This is a genomic window from Novosphingobium rosa NBRC 15208, from assembly GCF_001598555.1.
Classification (GTDB): domain Bacteria; phylum Pseudomonadota; class Alphaproteobacteria; order Sphingomonadales; family Sphingomonadaceae; genus Novosphingobium; species Novosphingobium rosa.
In genome coordinates this window covers 23,973-45,769 of record NZ_BCZE01000027.1, presented here as the reverse complement: position 1 = coordinate 45,769, position 21,797 = coordinate 23,973, and the positions used below count along the sequence as shown (strand labels likewise).

Here is a 21,797-nt window from a genome sequence, read left to right as displayed (position 1 = left end):
ACGCATCGGGATTGCAACCCGCTGCGGGCAGGATCAGGCAGAGGCCTTTGCGACATCGCTCTGCTCCTGCTCGGCGGAGATCATGCGGTCGATCATGCGCAGGGCCATGATGGGCGCGCGGTCGATCGCGATGGCGGTGCGCTGGCGCAGCCCGGTTTCTTCCTGCTCGCGCTGGATCGCGGCGACCATCTCATTGTCCTCGTTGAAGGTCTTTTCCAGATTGCCGCGCAGGATGGCGTCCAGCTGCTGGTCGCCCTTGCGGTAGTTGCGCAGGTGCAGCCAGAAGAAATGGGTCGAGCGATCGGTTTCGGGCGTGAGGAATTTGTAGCTGAAGGTGCGGATGCCGCCATGCATCAGATTGTCCTCGCTGCGCTCCATCCCGGCGGGGATCACGGCGATGTCGACAAAGGAGGTGGCGGGCAGCTCGAAGTTGAAAGCGACGCGGCGGTCGACGCGACCTTCCCCGAAATCGTGGCTTTTCTGGTCCAGCGGCGTCGGCGGCACATTCTCGATCCAGCGGAAGGCGGTGAGGCCCTTGTCGCCCTGCGCGACATGCACCGGAACGTCCTTGGCTGCCTTGTTGCCGATGGTTTCCTTGTGAAGGAAGGTGGTGTGGGCCGGGTCCATCAGATTTTCGATCTCGATGCGGTAATTGCCCGCATGATGCTGATAGCCGCCATCGAGCATCGCCCAGCCATCTTCGCCATAGCCCATGATATGAGGGAAACGGCTGTGATCGGGCTTTCCGGAACCGGTCCAGATCCAGATCAGGCCATAGGTTTCGATCGCGGGATAGGCGCGGGTGCGCGCGGTGGGCGGAATGATGTCCTGCCCGGGGATGCCGATGCACTGGCCCTCGGCGTTGAAGACCATGCCATGATAGCCGCAACGCAGCCCGCCCTCGGCGCATTCACCCATCGAAAGCGGGGCGAGGCGATGCGGGCAGCGGTCCTCCAGCGCGCCGACCGTGCCGTCCGCCATGCGGAACAGCACGATGCGTTCGTTCAGAATGCGGCGGGCGAAGGGCTTTTCGCCGACCTCGCCGGACCAGGCGGCAGCATACCAGTGGTCGCGCACGAAGCCCTGGGTGAAATCAGCTTTCATCGACATGATGGATGGTCCTCTCGGGGCGGCTGTCGATCGGTTTCAGCTCTGCCATTGCGGGGCAGGTTAGGCCCGCGATCCGATTTGCGGAATGCTTCGTTTCCGCGATGGACTGTTGCGCGGCATCGTGCAAATCGTGGTGAAACCGCTTCGCACGGCGATGAGACGCGCGGCCAGATTGTGGACGTATTTGTGATAGAGTAGTTCAAATTTCCGATATCGCGGCGCAAGCGCGGCTGGCCTACCACGATCTCACAAATGGAATCATGCTGGCGGGTTCTGGTGATCCCGGTCCGGACAAGTGATCCGAAAGGGAGATCTGATGGCGACTTCGCGTGCAAACCTGCGCAGCTGTTGTGCTGCACTCGCACTATCCATGACCGCTGGATATGCCCTTGTGCCGGATATGACGTGCGCGCAGACGGCGCCCGGCACCCCGACGGCCAGCCAGGCCCCGACAACCCAGGGCCTCGCCGATATCATCGTGACCGCGCAGAAGCGCTCCGAGACGGCGCAAAACGTCCCTGTCGCCATCACCTCGCTCAGCATGGGGCGCCTTTCCACCGCGGGCATCACCGATACCACAGAACTGGCGCAGCTGACGCCTTCGCTGGCCTTCAACACCAATCTGGGCGGTTTCGGCCAGCCGCGCATTCGCGGCATCGGCACCACCGCCACCGGTCCGGGCATCGAGAACCCCGTGGCGACCTATGTCGATGGGGTCTATATCGGCTCCTCAACCGGCGCGATCTTCGCGCTGGCCGATGTGCAGCAGGTCGATGTGCTCAAGGGCCCGCAGGGCACGCTGTTCGGGCGTAACGCCACGGGTGGCGTGATTCAGGTCACCACGCTGAAACCCACCGAGGATCTGCATGCCAATGCGCAGCTGACCTATGGCAATTACAACAGCTATGGCGGTTCGGCCTATCTGAGCGGGGGCCTCGCCAAGGGGCTGACCGCCAGCCTTGCCGGCGTCTTCAACGAGCAGGATAAAGGCTACGGCAAGAACCTCTACACCGGCCACGATGTGCAAAAGGGCTGGGATTATGGCCTGCGCGGCAAATTGCGCTGGGCGTCCGAGGATGACAGCACCGTGGTCACGCTGGCGGGCGACTATGCGCTCTCCAGCCGCAGCGATCCGGCGATCCGCACCTATCAGGGGCTGACCATCGCGGGCACGCCCACGCCGGGCGGCAGGCGCGACATCAACCTCGATGTCGATCCCATCGTGAAGACGAAGCAGGGCGGCGGCATGCTGAACGTCACCCATGATTTCGACCATATGCAGCTGGTCAGCATCAGCGCCTATCGCGCCGCGCAACTCTTCACCCGCATTGATGCCGATCAGACCCCGGCCAATCTGCTGACCTTCAGCGAGATCCAGAAGGACAAGCAGTTTACGCAGGAACTGCAGCTGCTCTCCACCGACAAGGGCCCGTTCAAATGGGTGCTGGGCGGTTTCTACATGTGGTCGCAGGGCAAATACGCCCCGCTCGACACGCAGGGCATGCTGGCCTGCGGCTATGCCTGCGCCAATGAGGATATTGCTCAGCAGGTGCGCCAGACGCTCAACTCTTTCGCCGGCTTCGCGCAGGGCACCTATACGCTGGGGCAGAACACCAATCTGACCGCGGGCATCCGCTACACCTCCGACAAGCGCGACATGGTCGAGAGCCAGATCATCACCACCACGCCCTTCTTCGGCGTGCCCACGGTGACGGCGCTGAACCCCGCGCCGGTCAGCAAGACCTTCCCCAAGCTGACCTGGCGCCTGTCGATCGATCATCGCTTCTCGCGCGAAGTCATGGTCTATGCCTCCTACAATCGCGGCTTCAAGAGCGGCTCGTTCCAGCCCGACAGCTTCCCGCCGCAGATCCTGCAACCCGAAACCGTCGATGCTTTCGAGGCGGGGGTGAAGACCGATCTGTTCGATCGCAGGGTGCGGCTCAATGTCTCGGGCTTTTACTATGATTACAGCAACCTTCAGGCCAATCAGATCATTCAGGGGCAATTGTATGTCTACAATGCGCCGGGCTCGATCAACTATGGTCTGGACGCCGATCTGCAGATCAAGGTGGACGATCATCTGACGCTGAACGGCGGGGCCAGCTGGCTGCATGCCCGCTACAAGGACGGGTTCCTCACGCCCTTCTGGTCGGTGCCGATCCCCAATGCAGCAAGCAACGCCAATCCCTTCTTCCATGCGGTGGGCGGCAATTCGGTGATCCAGTGCGTGGCGGGCACCAATTATGCGGGCACTGTCTTCGCGCCCTGCAACGCCTCGGGCCGGCATGTGCAGAATGCGCCCGATGTGACGCTCAACGGCGGCTTCGACTATGTGGTGCCCGTGGGCGGCGGCAAGCTGGACCTGTCGAGCAACGTCTATTTCAACGGCGGTTCCTATGCCGATCCGCAGAACCGGCTGCATCAGGCGCGTTATGCGCTGCTCGACGCCTCGCTGACGTGGAAGCCGGGTAATGAGGCCTTCTTCATCCGTGGCTGGGGCAAGAACCTCACCAACACCTATTATACCCAGCAGCAGAATGCGCTGGATGTGGGCGACAATGAGGTCGCCGCGCCGCCCCGCACCTATGGCGTGACCATCGGCTTCAAATACTGACCGGCCCGGACCGGGCCAGCCATCAGCCTGCGCCATCCGCTGGTGAAGCGTGGTGCAGGCTGTTGCAGGATGAGGATGAGTGATGACAGTCCGGTCGCCTTTCACGATCCCCAGCGCCATCCCCTTCTACCCGCAATATGGCCTCTTCAGCCTGACGGGCGGCTTTGTGCGGCAATGGGAATACAATGGCTGGAAGGCCGAGAGCCTGTCGTGGAAGCAGGGTTGCTACATCCATGCGGGCCTCTCCGGCATGGGCCAGATCAGCTATCGCGGCCCCGATGCAGAGGCGTTTCTGGCGCAAACCTTCATCAACGGTTTCGCCAAATTTCGTGAGGGCGCCGCCAAGCATGGCATCGCCTGCACGGAACAGGGCCTGATCGCCGGGCATGGCGTGCTGCAGAAGCTGGGGGCGGAAGCGTTCAAGCTCTATGTTGCCGGGCCGTGGTTCCCCTATGCCTTCAGCCGCTTCTCGGGCGATGTCGAGCAGGTGGTGAGCGACGATTTCCTGTTCCAGATCGCCGGGCCCACCGCTCTCGCCACGCTGGAGGCGGCGACGGGCGAAAGCCTGCGCGATGTGAATTTCCTGCGCTATCGCCAGACCAGCGTGCAGGGCCACAAGGTGCAGATCATGCGCGTGGGCATGGCGGGCACGCTGGCCTTCGAGCTGCATGGCCCGATGGCGCAAGCCCCCGAGATTTACGACGCCATCGTGCAGGCCGGAGAGCCCCATGGGCTGGAGCGGCTGGGCTGGCAGACCTTTCAGGTCAACCATGTCGAGGGCGGCTTCCCGCAGCAGTTCTGGACTTTTTCCTCGGCGATGCATCAGGACGAAGGCTGGCGGGCCTTTATGGCCAAGCTGCCCTATCGCTTCCCCGATCCGATCATGGCGGGCAGCATTGATCCGGCTGATTTTCGCGCCCGCTGCCGCACGCCCATCGAGGTGGGTTGGGAAAAATCGATCCGTCTCGATCATGATTTCACCGGTCGCGCCGCGCTGGAGGCCGAACTGGCCGATTCCAGGCGCACCGTTGTCACGCTGGAATGGGACGAGCGCGATGTGATCGACGTCTACGCCTCGCTTTTCCGCGAGGGGTCCGAGTACAAATATCTCGAAATCCCGGTTTCTCCCGCCAATCGCGGTCTGTGCGGCCATGCCGATCATGTGCTGGCGGGGGATGTGCCGGTGGGGATCTCCTCGGGCACGGTCTACAGCTATCATTTCCGCAAGGTGCTCAGCCATGCGACCATCGATCTCGCGCAGGCGCGGATCGGCGCCGAGGTGACGGTGCTGTGGGGCGACCATGGCGGGCGTATCAAGCCGGTACGCGCCCGCGTCGCCCGCTTTCCCTATCTGCAGGAGGGGCGCAACCAGTCAGTCGACCTCACCGCCGGAGCGAATGCATGAAGCTTGCCCGCCGCCATTTGCTGCGCCTTGCTGGAGCCGCCGCCGTAACCTTCCCGATGCGTGGCTGGGCGCAGGGTGTACCTGCCGCCAAAGGTGCGCGGATCACCCTGCTGGGCACGGCGGGCGGCCCGCCCCCGCATCTCGACCGCAGCCAGCCCGCCAGCCTGCTTGAGGTGGACGGCAGGCGCTATTTGATAGACGCGGGGGAGAATGTCGGCCAGCAACTGGCGCGGGCGGGCACGCCGCCCTCGCAGGTCGATCTGACGCTGCTGACCCATCTGCATTGGGACCATACGCTGGGGCTCGATTATCTGCTGGCCAGCGGCTGGATGCTTGGGCGGAACAAACCCATGCCGATCTGGGGCCCGCCGGGCACGCGCAAGCTGGTGGATGCCACGCTGGCGGCGGTGGGCATTGGCGAGGACATCTTCCGCCCGCAGGCGCCGGGGCGCCCGCCGCTCGCCAGCCTCTATCCGGTGCGGGAATGCGATGTCTCCACGCCGCAGGTGCTGATGGAGGACCATGGCGTGCGGATCAGCGCCGTGGCCAACACGCATTACGCCCAGATCCACAGCGCGCCGCACGACTATGGCGCCGACAAATCCTATGCCTATCGCTTCGACACGCCCTATGGCAGCGTGGTCTTCACCGGAGACACCGGTCCTTCCGCGCCCCTGACGCAGTTTTGCCATGGCGCCGATGTGCTGGTCTCCGAGATCGTCGATCTGCCCAGCATCCGCGCCGGGCTGGTGGCGGTGGGGACGCAAGGGCCCGCGCTCGAGACGCTGATGGCGCATATGGAGTTCCAGCATCTCACGCCCGAAAAGCTGGGCGCCCTGGCGCAGGAGGCGGGGGTGAAGACCCTGGTCCTCACCCATTTCGTGGCCGGGCGCAACTTCGATCCGCAGGCGCTGGCGGCCGCGCTGGGCCGCGTCTTCAAAGGACGGATCGTGGCGGGCAAGGATCTGGATGTGATCCCGCTGGGCTAAGGCGCCTGCGCTGCGCTGGCGAAGCCTCCAGCCGGTGTTCGAGTGAGCGGATGCCCACCGCCTGAGCGGCCTTATGTTTGCGCCGGACATAGATGTGGCTGGTCGAAGCATCCCCCCACCGGCACCGCCGCCAGCGTGGGGGTGGGGCCTCCTGCTGCTTGGATGGCGGTGATGCAGGCGCGCAGATCATCATCCAGCCGCCGGGCCAGTTCGTCGCCTCTCAGGATGCGGGCCATGGCTCAGTTCCCGAAGACGATCGTCTTGCCGCCATTGAGGAAGACCCGCCGGTTGAGGTGCCAGCCTACCGCGCGGCCCAGCACGCGGCTCTCGATCTCGCGGCCCTTGCGCACCAGATCCTCGGGCGTGTCTTCATGGCTGACCGCTTCGGCGGCCTGATGGATGATCGGGCCTTCATCGAGGTCTGCGGTGACGTAATGGGCTGTCGCGCCGATCATTTTCACCCCGCGCGCATGCGCCTGATGATAGGGCTTGGCGCCCTTGAAGCTGGGCAGAAAGCTGTGATGAATGTTGATGCAGCGGCCCGAAAGAAACGCCGCCAGATCGTCGGACAGGATCTGCATATAGCGCGCCAGGATCACCAGCTGCGCGCCGGTTTCATCCACCAGCGCCTTGATTTGGGCCTCCTGCTGGGGTTTGGTGTCCCGGGTGATCGGCAGATGGTGGAAGGGGATGTCGCCGATGGTGCTGACCGTCATGGCGCTGGCCGGATGGTTGGAGGCGATGCCCACGATCTCCATCGGCAGCTCGCCCATGCGGGTCTTGTAGAGCAGATAGCCCAGGCAGTGGTCGAAGCCTGACACGAGGATCAGCGTCTTGATCCTCTCTCCGGTGGGCACAAGCTGCCAGTCCATGGCGAAGTCTGCGGCCAGCTGCGCCATCGCGCCGTGCAGGCCTTGCGGGTCTTCGCTCATCTCGAACATCAGGCGCAGGAAGAAGCGGCCGGTTTCGCGGTCGTCGAACTGGCGCGATTCCAGAATGTTGCCGCCATGGGTGAAGATCGCCCCCGCAACGCCATGCACGATGCCGGGCCGATCGGGACAGCTGACGACCAGAGTAAAGGACTGAGCCAAAGGATCTCTCCAGATTTTATGATTTTTTGAAAGTGGGATCAGGCGTTGATGGGGGCGGCGCTGGTGGCCTTGGCCATCCAGTCGCCGAATTTGTAGAAGCCGCCGAAGGGGAAGACATGCAGCCGGACGGTTCCGGCCTCCATCGCATTGAGGCCCGCGATCAGCTCGCCAAGAAAGCGGTCCGGCCCGGCGCTGCCGATCAAGCGGCTGAGCGACAGGCCATATTTGGCCAGCGCGCTGCCCGAGGCGCTGACCCCGCAGCGCCGTGCAAAGCCCAGCAGCGTCTTGATGCCTGCCGGGCCAGGAATGCCGATGCGTACCGGCACATCGACCCCGCGCTCGCGCACTTCCTGAAGCCAGCCCAGCACCCGCGCGGCATCGAAGGAGAATTGCGTGACCACCTGCGTATCGAGGCCCCGCGCGCGCAGGGCGGCAATCTTGGCCAGCATCGCGTCCCAGAGGATGGGCTCGGCGACATCGGGATGGTCGTCGGGATGGCCCGCAATGCCGACATGTGTGAAGCCATGGCGTTCCAGCAGCCCGGTTTCGATCACCGCAAGGCTGTGCTCGAAGGGGCCGGAGGGCTGTGCCAGATCGCCTGCAATCAGAAAGAGCGAGGAGACCTGCGCCTGCGCCCGCAAGGCGCCCAGCAGCCGGTCAAGCTGATCCACGCTGGCTATCCGCCGGGCCGAAAGATGGGGCACCGGCTCCAGCCCCTGCGCGCGGACGGCGCGGCAGGCGGCAATGCGGGCATCATCGTGCTCATCCGGCAGCCAGGGCACGAAGACCTGCGCCGGGCGCGGCAGGCCAAGGGGCAGGGTGTTGACGGCAGGGGCATCCCTGGCCGTTGTTTCGAGGCTGTAATCCTCGAAGAGTGAGATGAGATCATGCATGATGGGGTCGCTTTATGAACAGGATGAAGCCTGCCTGCCACCGACCGGGTCCGCTGAGTAGCAACCGATCCCGCAACAATGTTGTGACAGTCGGCATAAGGCCGGGTGTGTGCCTGTCGGGAAGGCGTGCAAGTCCTTGATGACCGGGCAAGGCTGCTCTTTGTCGCCAAAGTCGCGACAATGTTGCGCGAAAAGAGGGCATATATCGGCAGGGGGGCTGCTTGCTACGTCTCGGGCAGGCCGTGGCACATGCGGCTGAGCACGAATTGCGGAAAGGAATGCCCGATGAAGCCCAAGAGCCTGCAACAGGCCATGGAGGATGCCGGTTCGCCGATGGCGCTGGTCTGGAAGCCCAACGCCAAGGCCTGGGAGGTGCCGGTGATCCAGCCCGAATATGTCGGCTGGCGCGAGGAGCAGTTGGCCTGGCGCGATGGCGTGGCGTTGAGCGATCTGTCGCATCATATGTGGGATCTGTGGATCGAGGGCCCCGATGCGCTGCGGCTGCTGAAAGACTACAGCGCCAACAATTACGAGAATTTCGTGGTGGGGCAGGCCAAGCAGTTCGTACCGGTCACGGCGCGCGGCAACCTCATCACCGATGGCATTCTGATGCGCGACGCCGAAGAGCGCTTCAATCTTTCGGGCGTGCCCGCCTCGCAGTCATGGATTCGCTATCAGGGCGAGACCGGCAATTACGATGTGGTGATGACGGTCGATCCCGATTCCGGGCTGCGCAAGGAAGGCTCTCCGATTGTCTTCCGCTATCAGATTCAGGGCCCGCTGGCGATGAAGCTGGCGGAAAAACTGTTCGATGGTCCGCTGCCTTCCACCAAATTCTTTCACTCCACGCCCGTTGAGCTGAACGGTTCGAAATTCCGCGCCTTTCGCCATGGCATGGCGGGCATGCCCGGCTATGAATTCATCGGCGACTGGAAAGACGCCGTGGCGGTCAAGGAAGCCATCCTGAAGGCGGGCGAGGAATTCGGCCTCGTCCATGTCGGTGGCAAGGCCTATTACACCAATGGCATCGAAAGCGGCTGGATTCCCACCCCCACGCCGGGCATCTTCACCGATGCCGATCTGAAGCCCTATCGCGAATGGCTCAGCGTCTTTTCCTATGAAGGGCAGAAGCCGCTGCATGGCAGCTTCTATTCGGACGACATCGAGGATTACTATGTCTCGCCCTTCGAGCTGGGCTATGGCAAGTCGATCAGCTTCAACCATGACTATCTGGGGCGCGAGGCTCTGGAAAAGGTCAAGGTGGATTACCCCCGCCGCAAGGTCACCTTCGTTTTCGATGAAGTCGATGTGCTGCGCGTCTTCGGCCAGCCGGACTATATGAACACCTATGGCCGCTATCGCATCGAGAAGGACGGCAAGCTGGTGGGCATGGTCTTCCAGACCGGGCTGATCGGGCCGTTGAACAAGATCCTGTCGCTTGGTCTGGTGGACAAGGAGTTTGCCGCGCCGGGCACGCAGCTCGATTTCGTCTGGGGTGAGCATCCCGGCCCGGGCCATGATGCCAAGGGCGATTTCGGCTTCCAGCGGCTGAAGGTCACCGTCGCGCCCTCGCCCTACAATGAGCATGCGCGCCACGAGTATCGCAAGGACTGAGGCCACCCTTTCAGTCCTGCCGCCTGTCAGGGCGCCGCATCCCGCATGTGGCGCCCTGATCCTTATGTGCGCAGCGATGGAGCCGTATCGCCCACATTGTGCAGCTTGAACCAGTCCCCCAGGAACGAGATGAAGGAGCGGATGCGGCGCGGCACATCCCCGCCGGGCGGAAAGGCGATGTAAAGCGGGCGCGCCGCGATCGGAAAATCGGGCAGCACCTGCACCAGATCGCCCTTGGCCAGCGTATCCTGCATGATCCCCTTGGGCAGCAGGGCAATGCCCAGCCCTGCCACACAAGTTTCCCGCAAGGCGAAGACGCTGTTGGAGGAAAATTTCGCGGGCAGGCGCAATTGCACCCGCTCGCCATTTTCAAAGACCCATTGATTGTCGGTTGTCTTGGCCAGACAGGAGTGATGCGCCAGATCGGCCACCGTCTCGGGCATGCCCTGCGCGGCGATATAGGCCGGGGAGGCCACCAGCAAATGGTTGATCTTGCCGATCTTCTTGGCCATGATCGAACTGTCGCGCATTACATTGGGCTGGATGCAGACATCATAGCCCATCGTCAGGAACTCATGCGGATTGGCCGAGGGTTCCTCGAAATGCAACTTCACATTGACGCCGGGATGGCGCGAGAGAAATTCGCCGATCGCCAGCGACACGCCGAAACTGCCGATCCAGATCGGGCAGAGCACGGCGATATCGCCCTCCAGCTCGTTCTTGATGGCGGAAATCTGCTCCTCGCCGCTGCGGATGTCGCCCAGCACGCGCTGGCACAACTCGCTGTAGCGCAGCCCCGCGTCGGTCGGGCTGACCAGCCTTGTGGTGCGGTTGAGCAGCTTGATCCCCAGATGCGCCTCCAGATCGGCGACATGGCGGGAGACCAGCGTGCGGGAAATCGACAACTCCTCCGCCGCAGCGGTGAAATTCCCCGATTTCACGACCTTGAGAAAGGTCGCCATGGTGGTCAGTCGGTCCATGTCTGTCTCCCGCTTCGGCCGCTCTGCTGATCGGGGCCGTAAGCCTATCCACCAATCCCTAGGGCCATCGGCGGCGCTCTCGTGATTGATTGTGTGACGGTGACCAATCGGAACGCCGCGCGCAAGCGCTCATTGTTGCGAAAACCGCGATAGTGCGGTGCCATCCCCCGCGCTTTACCCCCCGTGGGCCTTCTCCCAGACTGGTGGCGCAAAAGATGAGACGGGGCTCTGCTCCGGGGAGAAGCAGACGACCATGACCGACCCCGCCACCGCGCCCTGGGGGCGCATCGCGCTGATCTATCTGATCGGCGTCTTCGGCATGCTGGTGGTGAGCAGCGCCGTGCCCGCGCTGGGCGGCATCGCCGCGGAGTTCCATCCGCCATCGCCCGCCACCATCGGCTGGGTGATGTCGATGCCCGCGCTGGCGGCGGCGGTGTCCTCGCTGTGCGTGGGCTGGATGGTCGACCGCTTCGGGGATCGCCCGATGATGCTGGTGGGGGGCGCTCTGGTGATCGTTGCCGATCTGGGCGTGGTGATGGCCCATGCCATCGATCTGCTGCTGGCGTGGCGCGTGCTGGGCGGGCTCGGCTATGTCTGCATGGTGGTGGGCGCCGTGACGATGATCACGCGCCTGACCGAGGGGCGCCAGCGCACGGCTGCGCTGGCTCTGTGGTCCACGGTCATTCCGGCCAGCTTTGTGCTGGCGTCCTTCTACGGCCTGGTGGTGGGCCATCAACTGGGCTGGCGGATGGCCTTTGCCGGCCATGCGGTCGGGGCGGGCCTGCTGGTGGCGCTGGGGCAGACGCTGCTGCCAGCGCCTGGCGAGCGCAAACCCAGCCGCCTGCAAGGGCTGGGCGCGGTGATCCGCACGCCCTGGCCCTTTGTGCTGGGCCTCTCCTTCGCGGCGGCGGCCTTTCTGCAGACGGGCTTTGTCGCCACCCTGCCGCGCCTGCTGTCCGAAAGCATCGGCGTGGGCGAGGTGCAGGTGCTGTCCTTCAACATTCTGGCCATGCTGTGCAATGTGGCGGGGGCCTTCATGTTCGGCACGCTCTACAATCGCGGCATCAGGCCGGTGTCGATGGGGCTTCTGGCGGTGGCGGCCTGCGCCGTGGCGGGCTCGCTGCTGGTGCTGGCGCCCACCTCGCTGCTGGTGGCCATGGCGATGAACTGCATCCTGATGGCGGGGCTGGGCATTCTGGTCGGCATGTGGAGCCTCTTGCCGCTGGTGGCTCCGTCTCCTGCCTGCATGGGCGCGACAAGCGGTCTGATCACGCAGGTCACCTTGCTGGGCGTGCTGTTCGGCCCGCCCGCGGCCTTTGCGGCCCATGCTGCCCTGCCGCAGGGCAGCATGATCTTTCTGGCCTTTGGGGTGGCGCTCAGCCTTGTGGCCTGGCCGATCTGGACAAAAAAGGCGTCAGCAGGACTGCCTGCAGGCGTGGCGCACTGAAGCTTTGCGCAGTGCGCGGGCTTGGCCTCAGGGCGCGTCATGCCTCCTGGCAAGGATCGACGATCGGTGCGAATAGGCGACATAGATGAGGGCAGCCGCTGCCAGCCACACGGCAAAGATGACAAAGGTATCGCGCGGCAACTGGCTGATGAGGAACAGGCAGATCCCCACGCTGGCCACGGGAAGCACCGGATAGAGCGGCACGCCATAGCCGCGCACCAGATCGGGGCGTGACCGCCGCAGAATGATGACACCGGCCGACACCGCGCAGAAAGCCACCAGCGTGCCCATGCTGGTGGCATTGACCAGCGCATCGAGCGGAACAAAGGCCGCGAGCAGCGCGACGAAGATCGAGACGATCCAGCTGTTCTCGCGCGGGACATGGCGCCTGGCGTCGACCTTGTGGAACACCGCAGGCAATAGGCCATCCTTGCTCATGGCATAGAGGATGCGCGTCTGGCCGAAGATGCACATCAGCGTGACGCTCATGATCGAGGCGACCGCCCCCATCGACAGCACGATGGCCGGCCATTGCGCCCCGGTGACGTTATGGAGGATCACGGCAAGGCCGGCATCCTGCCCGGCGAATTTGGTCCATGGCTGCGCGCCCACGGCGCTGATGGCGACCAGCATATAGGTCACGGTCACGATGGCGAGGGCGCCCATGATCGCCAGCGGCAGGGTGCGATGCGGGTTCTCCACCTCTTCCCCGGCGGTCGCGATGGTGTCGATCCCCACATAGGAAAAGAAGATCGAGGAGGCCGCCGCGCCGATCCCGGCCATGCCCCTGGGCGCGAAAGGATGCAGGTTGGCCGGATCGGCATGCATCAGCGCGATGCCGACGAACAGCGCCAGCACCGCAAGTTTCGCCATCACGAGGATCGAATTGGTCTTCGCGGACTCGCTGGTGCCCTTGAGCAGCAGCACAAGGCACAGCCCCACCAGCATGACCGCCGGCAGGTTGACGATGCCCCCGGCTCCGGGCGGCTGCGCCAGGGCGTCGGGTATGTGCCAGCCGGTGGTCATCAGGAACAGCTCGTTGAGATACTGTCCCCAGCCGACCGCAACGGCCGAGGCCGCCACGCCATATTCAAGCACCAGACAGGCCCCGATCAGGAAAGCGGGCAGTTCGCCCAGCGTGGCATAGGCGTAGGAATAGGAGCTTCCCGCCGCCGGCACCACCGAGGCGAGTTCGGCATAGCACAGGGCGGTCAGGGTGGCGGCAATGCCGGCGATCACGAAAGACAGGGTGACCGCAGGCCCCGCTTCGGGCACGGCGGTGGTCAGGGCGACGAAGATGCCGGTGCCGATCGTCGAGCCCACCCCGATCATCATGAGGTGAAACAGGCTGAGCGAACGGGTCAACCCGCGCCCGTCGTTCTGCCTGGCCTCATCGGTATAGCTGGTGATCGGTTTGCTGCGCACGAGCGAAGCGAGATAGGCGGTCATGGCCAAGGCGATGGTCCTTTTGACCCACCATGCCCCTGAAACGTGGCGCTGGTTGTCGGGTCCGGTGTTCGGTCGGCGGCCCGTAGCGCATGGGCTGCGGAAAAGACACCCTGCCTGCTGTTTTGCGCCTCAGGCCTGCATCGCGGCGGTGATTTCGCGCAGGAAAAACCCCTCATCGGCCAGACCGCTGTCATCCAGAATGTCGGGCACGAAGGAGGCGGTGAAGAAGGCGCCGCGCAGCAGCACTTCGAACTGGATGGCGGCGCGGTCCGGGTGGGCGGCCCCCAGACGGCGGAACACCTCCTGCGTCCTTTCGGTGCGCTGGCTGAACGAGGCGCGCAGCAGGCGGTCGGTTTCCGGCAGGCGCTTGGCCATCAGAAAGCATTCATAGCGCGCCAGCATCCGCACCGGCCCCTGATCCTGCCGGACGGCGGCCAGCATCTCGGCAAACCAGCGCGCCACCGAGGCGGCATCGACCACTTCGCGCGCCAGCAGCGTGTCGAACAGCACCCGGATGCGGCGGAAATCGGCATCGAACAGGGCTTTGACCGTGGCCATCACCAGATCCTCGCGGCGGCGGAAATAGGCCGAGGTGGTGCCCTCCGGATAGCCCAGATGCTTGTCGATGGCGCGATGGGTGAGGCCCCGGCTGCCCTGCTCGCCCAGAATGTCGATCGCGGCATCGGCGATGGCCGCGCGCCGGTCGGCACGATCGCCATCCTGCCTGTTCCGGGCTGCCAGTGTCTCGCTCATGATGCCGATATCCTTTCATCGCGGTCTTTCCGCTCTCATGCCTCGCTTGACAAGCCCCACCACCTTCTACAAATGTAGATAACGGATGGAGAATCGTCATCGCAAGAGAATGACGGTCACAAAAGGGGGGAGAGATCATGCGCAAGGTTTTGCTGGCATCATCGATGCTGATCGCGGGCTGGGGGGCGCCGGTTGCCGCGCAGGACGCCGGAAACACGGGTATCCGCGACATCATCGTCACCGCCCAGCGCAAATCGGAAAGCACGCAAAAGGCGGGCATCGCGATTGCCGTGCTCAGCGGCGACCAGCTGCTGCAAAAGGGGCTCTCCAGCGCCAATGATCTGGGCAAGGCGGTGCCCGCGCTCAATGTGCAGGCGGGCGGCGGGCCGCTGACCTCCTTCTTCGTGCGCGGTGTCGGCAATTTCACCGTCAACGGCTATTCCGACCCGGCGGTCGCCTTCGCCTATGACGGCGTCTATATGGGCCGCGCCACCTCCACCTCGGGCATGTTCTACGATCTGGAGCGGCTGGAGGTGCTGAAAGGGCCGCAAGGCACGCTCTATGGCCGCAATGCCACGGCAGGCGCCATCAACGCCATTCCGGCCAAGCCGAAGATCGGCGAATGGTCGGGCAATGCCAGCGCCTATTACGGCAATTACAACGCCTTCGGCCTGCAGGGCGCGATCAACGCCCCCATCGGCGAGCATGGCGCGCTGCGGCTGGCAGGTAATGTCGTCAGCCATGACGGCTACATGTCCGACGGCACCAGCGACGAAAAGAACCAGGCCCTGCGCGGCCAGATGCTGGCCGAACTGACGCCTGAGCTGACCGTGCGGGTGGGCGCCGACTGGTCGCACACCGGGGGCAAGGGGCCGGGGGCCAGCTATGCCGGGGCCTATGCCTACAACCGCGCCAGCGGCGTCTACAGCTTCGTGCCCTCGGGCCTGAGTGTGGACACCGGGCTCTACAGCCCGGCCTCGCAGGCCTATCGCCAGACGCTGTTTCTGGGCGCCACCGGCCGCAACGCCGCGCCGCTGGACGACACCGCCTATCAGAACAACAGCTTCTACGGCACCAATGCCGAGGTCACCTGGAAAAGCGGCATCGGCACCTTCACCTTGCTGCCCGCATGGCGCCATTCGCAGCTGGACAGCCGTTTCGGCAACCCCGGCTTCGTCGGCTGGATCCGCGAGAAGGACGACCAGATCAGTCTGGAGGCGCGGCTGGCCACCAAACGGGTGAGCATCTTCGAGGCCATTCTGGGCGGCTATTATTTCGACGAGACGGTGAACGGCAATTACACCTTCGCCCAGCAACAGCTGAACGCCTATCAGGCCTTCACCTCGAAGACCAAATCCTATGCCGCTTTCGGTCGCCTGACCGCGCATCTTTCCGAGCGTTTCCGCCTGATCGGCGGCCTGCGCTTCACCCATGACGCCAAGCGCTTCGACGGGCAGGCCGATGTCTTCATCGACAGTTGCACGGTGCGGGTGGCGGGCCGCCCTTCCTGCCCCACGGCGCCGTTGCTGCCCGTCACAGCCTCCTACACCGATCTGACGGCGCCTTTCACCATCGCCCCGGCGGGCGGCGCGGCGCCCATCGGGGCCACGGGCGCAGTGCTGGTCCATGCGCAGACGCCGGTCCATGCCTCTCTGCCCAAGAGCAAGGCGACATGGCGCGCGGGGGTGGAATTCGATGTGACGCCCCGCTCGCTGCTCTATGCCACGGTGGAGACGGGTTATCGCTCGGGCGGCTTCTCGCTCTCGGCCGGGTATGAGACCTTCCAGCCGGAATATCTCACCGCCTACACCATCGGCAGCAAGAACCGCTTCTGGAACAACCGGGTCCAGCTCAACCTCGAAGCCTTCTACTGGGACTACACCAACCAGCAGGTGAACCATTCGGGCATCGATCTGAACGGCAATCAGGGGCAATTCACCCAGAATGTCGGCAATTCGAAGATCAAGGGTGTGGAGGCCGATCTGCAGCTGAAGGCGACGCACACCACGCTGTTTTCCGCCAACATCCAGTATCTGGACTCGAAATATGGCAGCTACACCTATTCGGTGCCGGTGGGCGCCAATCCGCCGATCACCGGCTGCGCCTATGCGCTCAACCCGGCCAATGCGGCGCTCTACACCATCAATTGCAGCGGCAAGCCGGGCTATCAGTCGCCGCGCTGGACCGCCAATCTGGGGCTGGAGCAGACGCTGCCGCTGGGGCGCTACAACCTCGTCGCCGCCGTGGACACGCAATACAAGACCAGCCGCTATATCGCCTTCGACTTTCTGCCCGAAGAGCTGATCGGCGCCACTTGGACCACCAATGCCGAATTGCGGCTTTCTCCCAAGGAAGGGCGCTGGTCGCTGGCCGGCTATGTCCGCAACATCGAGGGGACGCGCATTCCGGTCAATGCGCCCACCTATCCGGCGGCCTCATCCCTCAATTACATCACCAGCGCGCCGCGAACCTTCGGCGTGCGAGCAGGAGTGAAATTCTGATGCGCCATGCCCTTCTCACTGCCCTTCTGCTGTTGGGCGCCGCGCCGGTCTCCGCCGCGCCCGTGCCCGCCGCGCAATGGATCACGCTGGGCACGGCGGGCGGCCCGGTGGCTTCGCCCACGCGCAGCCAGCCTGCCAATCTGCTGGTGACGGGCGAGGGCGTCTATCTGGTCGATTGCGGCGACGGCTGTGTCGAGCAGCTGGCCAAGGCGCATATTCCGCTCGACCGGGTGAAGGGTCTGTTCATCAGCCATCTGCATTACGATCATGTCGGCGGGGTCTCGGCGCTGCTAGGGCTGCGCTATCAGACCAGCACCTATGCGCCGCTGCCGATCTATGGCCCGCCGGGCACGAAGGCGATGGTGGACGGGCTGCTGGCGGCCATGATGCCCTTCGCCATGAGCGGCTATGGCATCCCCGGCACGCCGCATGTCGATCCGGCCAGCACGGTGAGCGTCACCGAACTGTCGGGCGGCGATCATCTCACGCTGGGTTCGGTGGCGGCCAGCACCGTGCAGAACACCCATTACTCCTTCGCGCCGGGCAGCGAAGATGACCGGCGCTTCCGTTCGCTGGCATGGCGTTTCGAGACGGGCGGGCGCTCCTTCGTCTTCACCGGCGACACCGGGCCCAGCGAGGCGGTGACGCGCTTTGCCCAAGGGGCCGATGTGCTGGTCAGCGAGATCATCGATCTGGATGCCACGCTGGCCATGGTCAACCGCGAGAACCCCCATCTCGACGCGCAAAAACGCGATGGCATGATCGAGCATCTCAGCCGCCATCACCTGCCCGCCGCCGAGGTTGGCAAAATGGCCGCCGCTGCCGGGGTGAAGCATGTGGTGCTGACCCATTTCGCGCCCTCCGATCCGTCAGCGGCGCTGGTGGAGCATTTGCGGCAAGGCATCGCGGTTCACTATAAGGGCGCAATAACCATGGCGCATGATCTCGACAGCTTTTGAAGAGCGGCCGGGGTGATCGCCTGCCGCTCCGTACAGGGAATGGCAGGCTTGCCCTTGCGCAGGATTCTTACTTGGCCAAAAAGTACCGGGCGGTGCTGGGATACCGCCCGGCAGAGGGGAACAGTCAGAACTTCACGCCCAGCGTGGCGCCAAAGTAACGGTTGGCATCCTTGTTGACATAGGCGGTCAGATCCTGCGCATTGGTCGGCGTGGCCAGCAGGCTGGCGTGCGCCATCGAGGAATAGTAGTTCTGGTTGAACAGATTGCGCACGAAAACCGTCAGCGTGTAACGCTTGGCCGCATCCTGAAGGCCGACGCTGGCGTCGACGATCGCATAGGGCTTTTGCGTCAGCAGCGGATCCTGAGAGATGTCGAAGATCTGGCGGCTCTGATAGTTCACCGAGACCTGACCGAAGCCGGCCAGCCCCGTGCCGGGGATCTCATGCTCGAAACGCGGGGCGGCCATCACGCGCCACTTGGGCGCATAGGGCAGCTTGCCGTTGACGATGTTCTGCAGGCCCTGCCCGGAACCATAGCAGGTGTTGGCTGGCGGCGTGGCGCCCGGCGCCACCACCAGCAGATTGGTCTGGTTCTGCAAGGCGCAGCTCAGCCCGTTGGCGGTGACCGAACTGTCGGCATAGGTCACGCCGAAGCCGATCGAAAAGCCGGTGGCGGGGCGCAGCGTGCCTTCGATCTCGAAGCCCTTGGTGGTGGACTTGCCCGCATTGGTCTGGGTGAAGGCCGGAGCGTCGGGCGTGCCGGTGTTGGCCAGAACCTGCAGATTGGTGTAGTCCGACAGGAAGGCGGCAAAGGCATAGCTGAGCAGATTGCCGCGCGTGCGGCCCTTGAAGCCCAGCTCATAGGCGTTGACATATTCGGGCAGCACGGGGGCCTGCGTCGCGAAATTGGTCGCGGCCTCCGTGTTGAAGCCATAGCCCTTGTAGCCGCGCGTGTAGGAGGCATAGACCTGCGCATCGCGGTTGAACTCATACTTCGCCCCGACCTTGCCGGTCAGCGCCGTATCATGGGCCGAGCGATAGCCCGAAACCGCGCCGAAGCCCGGAATGGCCACATCGGTGGGATATTGCGGCGCCGGGCCATAGCGCGTGCCGGCCACGGCGTTGCTCTCATGCTGCAGGCGCGCGCCGCCGATCAGCTTGAGCCCGCCGACCACGCGATATTCGATCTGCCCGAAGGCCGAGACGCTTTCCGACGTGTTGTGGGCATGACTGGCGACCGAGCGATAGATCGGGGCCGCGCAGACCTGCCCCAGTGTACCGGCCGAACACAGCGCCTGCCGCCGCAGGAAGTCGCGGTCGACCGAGGTGTTGGCATAGAACATGCCCGCCACATAGGTCAGATCGCGCGAACCGTTCGAGCCGATGCGCAACTCCTGCGAGAAGCTGTTCAGCGCGATCGGCCCGCCATTCTGGTTGAACTGCGCGACAGTGCCCGCCCCGGTATAGACCGGCAGCGGATTGTAGATCCGGTCGACCACATTGTTCCCGAGGTTGCCATAGTTCTGATAGGCGGTGATCGAGGTCACCGTGGAGGCGCCCAGATTCCAGTTGCCTTCCAGCGAGAGCGTGGTCTGGTGTTCGTTGTTGAAGCTGTCCTGATCGTCGCTGATCTGGCGGTTTCTGGGCCCGGCGGTGATGCCCGGCGTCAGCGCGATGATCGCCGGCGTCACCGTCCGCACCGCCACAGACTGACAGCACAGCGCATTGCTCTGGCGGTAGTCCGCGCTGGCCAGGAAGCTCAGATTTTCGGTGGCGTCCCACAGGGCCTTGCCGCGCACGCCCCAGCTCTTGAAGCCATTGACGTCGCGCTGGGTCGAGATGTTGCGGATATAGCCGCCGACATCATTGTAATAGCCGCTCAACCGCACCGCGAATTTGGGCGACAACGGGCCCGAGATCGTGCCCTTGACGCGGTATTCGCCCTTTTCGGCGATGGTCGCCTCGGCGCTGCCGGTCAGCGTGTGCGAGGGCTTGGCGGTGATGACGCTGACCACGCCCGCCGTGGCGTTCTTGCCGAACAGCGTGCCCTGCGGCCCGCGCAGCACCTCGATCCGCTCGATATCGGCGAAATCGGAAAAGCCCTGCGTGGCGCGCGCCGCCACCACGCCATCGACCACCGTGGAGACCGAAGCCTCGACGCCAAGGCTGAACAGCTGCGAACCCACGCCGCGAATGCGGAAGCCGTTCGACTGCGAACCCTGCCCTTGCTGGAAGGTCAGCGAGGGAATGGCGCGGGTGAGCGAGGCGGTGTCATTGATCTGCTGACGGGCCAGCCCCTCGCTCGAAATGGCCGAAACGGCGACCGGCACATCCTGCAGGCGTTCCGCGCGTTTCTGCGCGGTCACCACGATATCCCCCGGTGCGGGCTGGTCGGCGGCTTGTTGTGCGAAGGCTGCAGGCGCAGCGATAGTCATGGCGCTGCTTGCCAGCAGCGCGCTCATCCAGAAACGCATATGTCCCCCCCCAAATAAACTTTGGTTTGCTTCTATCGCTTGAGATAATGCCATCGATGGAACTTTTACAATGTAAAATATCTAACGGAGGCACATGACGTTATCCGGTGATGCTTTTTCGCCACGCAGCCTGCGCCGCTGCTGCCCGCCGGGCCTGCTTGCCTGACTCGCCTTTCTGAATTAACACGCGGATAGACATGGGAATTGCAGACATTTGGCGAGCAAACGCCAAAGGCCTCATGCCGGGTTGGAGCGGACAGATCAGACATGGCCACAATCAAGGATGTCGCCGAGCGATCCGGTATTTCGATCAAGACTGTCTCGCGCGTGATCAACGGGGCGCAGACGGTCAGGCCCAACATTCGCGCCAAAGTCGAACAGGCGATTCGCGCCTTGAATTACGTACCAGCCCTGGCGGCAAGACAGTTGGTGACCGGGCGAAATTTCATCATCGTCCTGCTCGTGCCCGATGCCGCTCACTGGTATTATTCACGGATGGTGCTGGCGATTGCGCAGGCCTGTCGGTCGGTGGGCTGGCATCTGGTCGTGGAAGTCTTCGAACGGGCCGCGCTGGAGGAGGATGAAGGCTGGAGCATCGGCCTGTCCTGCAACGCCGATGCCGTGATCGTCCTGCCGCCATGGGCCGATCACCCGCGCATGCTGCAATCGCTGGCCGCGCTGGGCCTTCCGGCTGTTCGTGTCGCGGGGCGGTCGCCGGGCTATGGGGCAGTGCTCGATGTGCATGATCGCGCCATCTCGCGCCAGATGGTCGAGCATCTCATCGCGCAAGGGCATGAGCGCATCGCGATGATCGCGCCGCCCAATGACCGTGTCTCGTCGGAGGAGCGGCATCTGGGGTATCGCGATGCCATGATGGCCGCGGGGCACCGCGTGCCGGATGCCTTTGTGATCCGCAGCAACATGCTTTTCGAGGGTGGTGTCGATGCCTTCCGGCAGCTCATGTCGCTTCCCGTTCGCCCTACGGCCATCTTTGCCGTCAATGATTCCAGCGCTCTGGGAGCCATGACCACCGCCCTTCGTCTTGGCTATCGCGTGCCTCGGGACATTGCTTTTGCCGGCTTCGACAACTCACCGGAAAGCATGAGCTCCTACCCGTCCTTGTCCACGGTGGCCCAGTCCTTCGATACGATAGGCCGAAACGCTGTCTTGATGGCGATCGGGCGCACCTCCGATGAGGAGGGCATCCAGTCCGAGATCATCCTGCGCGAATCCAGCCTCTGTTCTTCCTGAGGCGGCTGTCCCCCGGCGCGGGCGATCACGTCCTCCATATGCGCCAGCATGCCACAGGCCTGAGCCACTGGCTGCCGTCCTCGATGCCGAAGATTGAATAGTCCGGCGCGCCATGCTGGCCCAAAGCCCGGAACAGATTGTCGGTGCGGAACTGCGCCTCCGGCACGAAAAGCGGATTGCCCGCATGGTCGTCATCAGCCAGCGGCACCTTGGCACCGGGTACATGGATATCGAGCGAAGGCGCCGCCACCTTCCAGATATCCAGCAC

17 protein-coding genes are annotated in these 21,797 nt (G+C 64.0%); 8 read left to right on the top strand and 9 right to left on the bottom strand.

Annotated elements, in window-relative coordinates; genetic code table 11:
• Positions 1 to 33: 33 nt before the first annotated feature.
• On the bottom strand, positions 34 to 1,110 hold the full coding sequence (locus tag SR3_RS11260) for an aromatic ring-hydroxylating dioxygenase subunit alpha (RefSeq protein ID WP_068085443.1): 1,077 nt from the start codon (positions 1,108 to 1,110) through the stop codon (positions 34 to 36).
• Positions 1,111 to 1,510: 400 nt separating this feature from the next.
• Between SR3_RS11260 and SR3_RS11255 the strand changes: the two genes are divergently transcribed.
• The 3 genes from SR3_RS11255 to SR3_RS11245 all read left to right on the top strand — a co-directional run bounded on the left by SR3_RS11255 (position 1,511) and on the right by SR3_RS11245 (position 6,118).
• Entirely contained in the window at positions 1,511 to 3,724 is a 2,214-nt protein-coding gene (locus tag SR3_RS11255) for a TonB-dependent receptor (protein ID WP_068085440.1), read from the top strand.
• Between the two features lie 82 nt (positions 3,725 to 3,806).
• Complete coding sequence (locus tag SR3_RS11250; protein ID WP_068085438.1) at positions 3,807 to 5,129, top strand: aminomethyltransferase family protein; 1,323 nt, start codon at positions 3,807 to 3,809, stop codon at positions 5,127 to 5,129.
• Positions 5,126 to 6,118 carry an MBL fold metallo-hydrolase gene (locus SR3_RS11245; RefSeq protein WP_068085435.1) on the top strand — a complete coding sequence of 331 codons (993 nt, stop codon included), beginning with the start codon at positions 5,126 to 5,128 and terminating at the stop codon, positions 6,116 to 6,118. The genes SR3_RS11250 and SR3_RS11245 overlap by 4 nt, the downstream gene beginning before the upstream one ends.
• Positions 6,119 to 6,189: 71 nt before the next feature.
• Here the strand turns inward: SR3_RS11245 and SR3_RS31275 are convergent, their stop codons facing one another.
• From SR3_RS31275 to SR3_RS11235, 3 genes are read right to left on the bottom strand one after another with little or no spacing between them, the layout of a single operon-like run.
• Positions 6,190 to 6,354 (bottom strand): hypothetical protein, encoded by a 165-nt coding sequence (locus SR3_RS31275; RefSeq protein ID WP_157098793.1) that lies wholly within the window; start codon positions 6,352 to 6,354, stop codon positions 6,190 to 6,192.
• A 3-nt stretch (positions 6,355 to 6,357) separates the two neighbouring features.
• Entirely contained in the window at positions 6,358 to 7,209 is an 852-nt protein-coding gene (purU, locus tag SR3_RS11240) for a formyltetrahydrofolate deformylase (protein WP_068085432.1), read from the bottom strand.
• A gap of 38 nt (positions 7,210 to 7,247) precedes the next feature.
• Entirely contained in the window at positions 7,248 to 8,102 is an 855-nt protein-coding gene (locus tag SR3_RS11235) for a methylenetetrahydrofolate reductase (protein ID WP_068085428.1), read from the bottom strand.
• A gap of 285 nt (positions 8,103 to 8,387) precedes the next feature.
• Here SR3_RS11235 and SR3_RS11230 point away from each other — a divergent pair, with 285 nt between their 5' ends.
• Complete coding sequence (locus tag SR3_RS11230; RefSeq protein ID WP_068085425.1) at positions 8,388 to 9,716, top strand: aminomethyltransferase family protein; 1,329 nt, start codon at positions 8,388 to 8,390, stop codon at positions 9,714 to 9,716.
• A gap of 62 nt (positions 9,717 to 9,778) precedes the next feature.
• Here SR3_RS11230 and SR3_RS11225 read toward each other — a convergent pair whose 3' ends face one another.
• A complete protein-coding gene (locus tag SR3_RS11225; RefSeq protein WP_068085422.1) occupies positions 9,779 to 10,696 on the bottom strand; it encodes a LysR family transcriptional regulator in 918 nt (305 codons plus the stop codon).
• 253 nt (positions 10,697 to 10,949) lie between these two features.
• On the opposite strand from SR3_RS11225, the gene SR3_RS11220 reads away from it, so the two are divergent.
• On the top strand, positions 10,950 to 12,143 hold the full coding sequence (locus SR3_RS11220) for an MFS transporter (RefSeq protein WP_068085419.1): 1,194 nt from the start codon (positions 10,950 to 10,952) through the stop codon (positions 12,141 to 12,143).
• Positions 12,144 to 12,170: 27 nt separating this feature from the next.
• On the opposite strand, the gene SR3_RS11215 is transcribed toward SR3_RS11220, so the two are convergent.
• Positions 12,171 to 13,592 (bottom strand): APC family permease, encoded by a 1,422-nt coding sequence (locus SR3_RS11215; protein ID WP_068085416.1) that lies wholly within the window; start codon positions 13,590 to 13,592, stop codon positions 12,171 to 12,173.
• Between the two features lie 129 nt (positions 13,593 to 13,721).
• Complete coding sequence (locus SR3_RS11210) at positions 13,722 to 14,345, bottom strand: TetR/AcrR family transcriptional regulator (RefSeq protein WP_068085413.1); 624 nt, start codon at positions 14,343 to 14,345, stop codon at positions 13,722 to 13,724.
• A gap of 137 nt (positions 14,346 to 14,482) precedes the next feature.
• Between SR3_RS11210 and SR3_RS11205 the strand changes: the two genes are divergently transcribed.
• Together SR3_RS11205 and SR3_RS11200 are read left to right on the top strand one after the other, a co-directional pair.
• Entirely contained in the window at positions 14,483 to 16,846 is a 2,364-nt protein-coding gene (locus tag SR3_RS11205) for a TonB-dependent receptor (RefSeq protein ID WP_084455416.1), read from the top strand.
• Positions 16,846 to 17,805, top strand: a complete 960-nt coding sequence (locus tag SR3_RS11200) for an MBL fold metallo-hydrolase (protein WP_068085410.1) — start codon at positions 16,846 to 16,848, stop codon at positions 17,803 to 17,805. Before SR3_RS11205 ends, SR3_RS11200 begins: the two co-directional genes overlap by 1 nt.
• A gap of 124 nt (positions 17,806 to 17,929) precedes the next feature.
• On the opposite strand, the gene SR3_RS11195 is transcribed toward SR3_RS11200, so the two are convergent.
• Positions 17,930 to 20,278 carry a TonB-dependent receptor gene (locus SR3_RS11195; RefSeq protein WP_068085408.1) on the bottom strand — a complete coding sequence of 783 codons (2,349 nt, stop codon included), beginning with the start codon at positions 20,276 to 20,278 and terminating at the stop codon, positions 17,930 to 17,932.
• A 267-nt stretch (positions 20,279 to 20,545) separates the two neighbouring features.
• Between SR3_RS11195 and SR3_RS11190 the strand changes: the two genes are divergently transcribed.
• Positions 20,546 to 21,529, top strand: a complete 984-nt coding sequence (locus tag SR3_RS11190) for a LacI family DNA-binding transcriptional regulator (protein ID WP_068085405.1) — start codon at positions 20,546 to 20,548, stop codon at positions 21,527 to 21,529.
• A 25-nt stretch (positions 21,530 to 21,554) separates the two neighbouring features.
• Here the strand turns inward: SR3_RS11190 and SR3_RS11185 are convergent, their stop codons facing one another.
• Positions 21,555 to 21,797, bottom strand: coding sequence for a hypothetical protein (locus tag SR3_RS11185; RefSeq protein ID WP_068085402.1), 243 nt, complete (start codon positions 21,795 to 21,797; stop codon positions 21,555 to 21,557).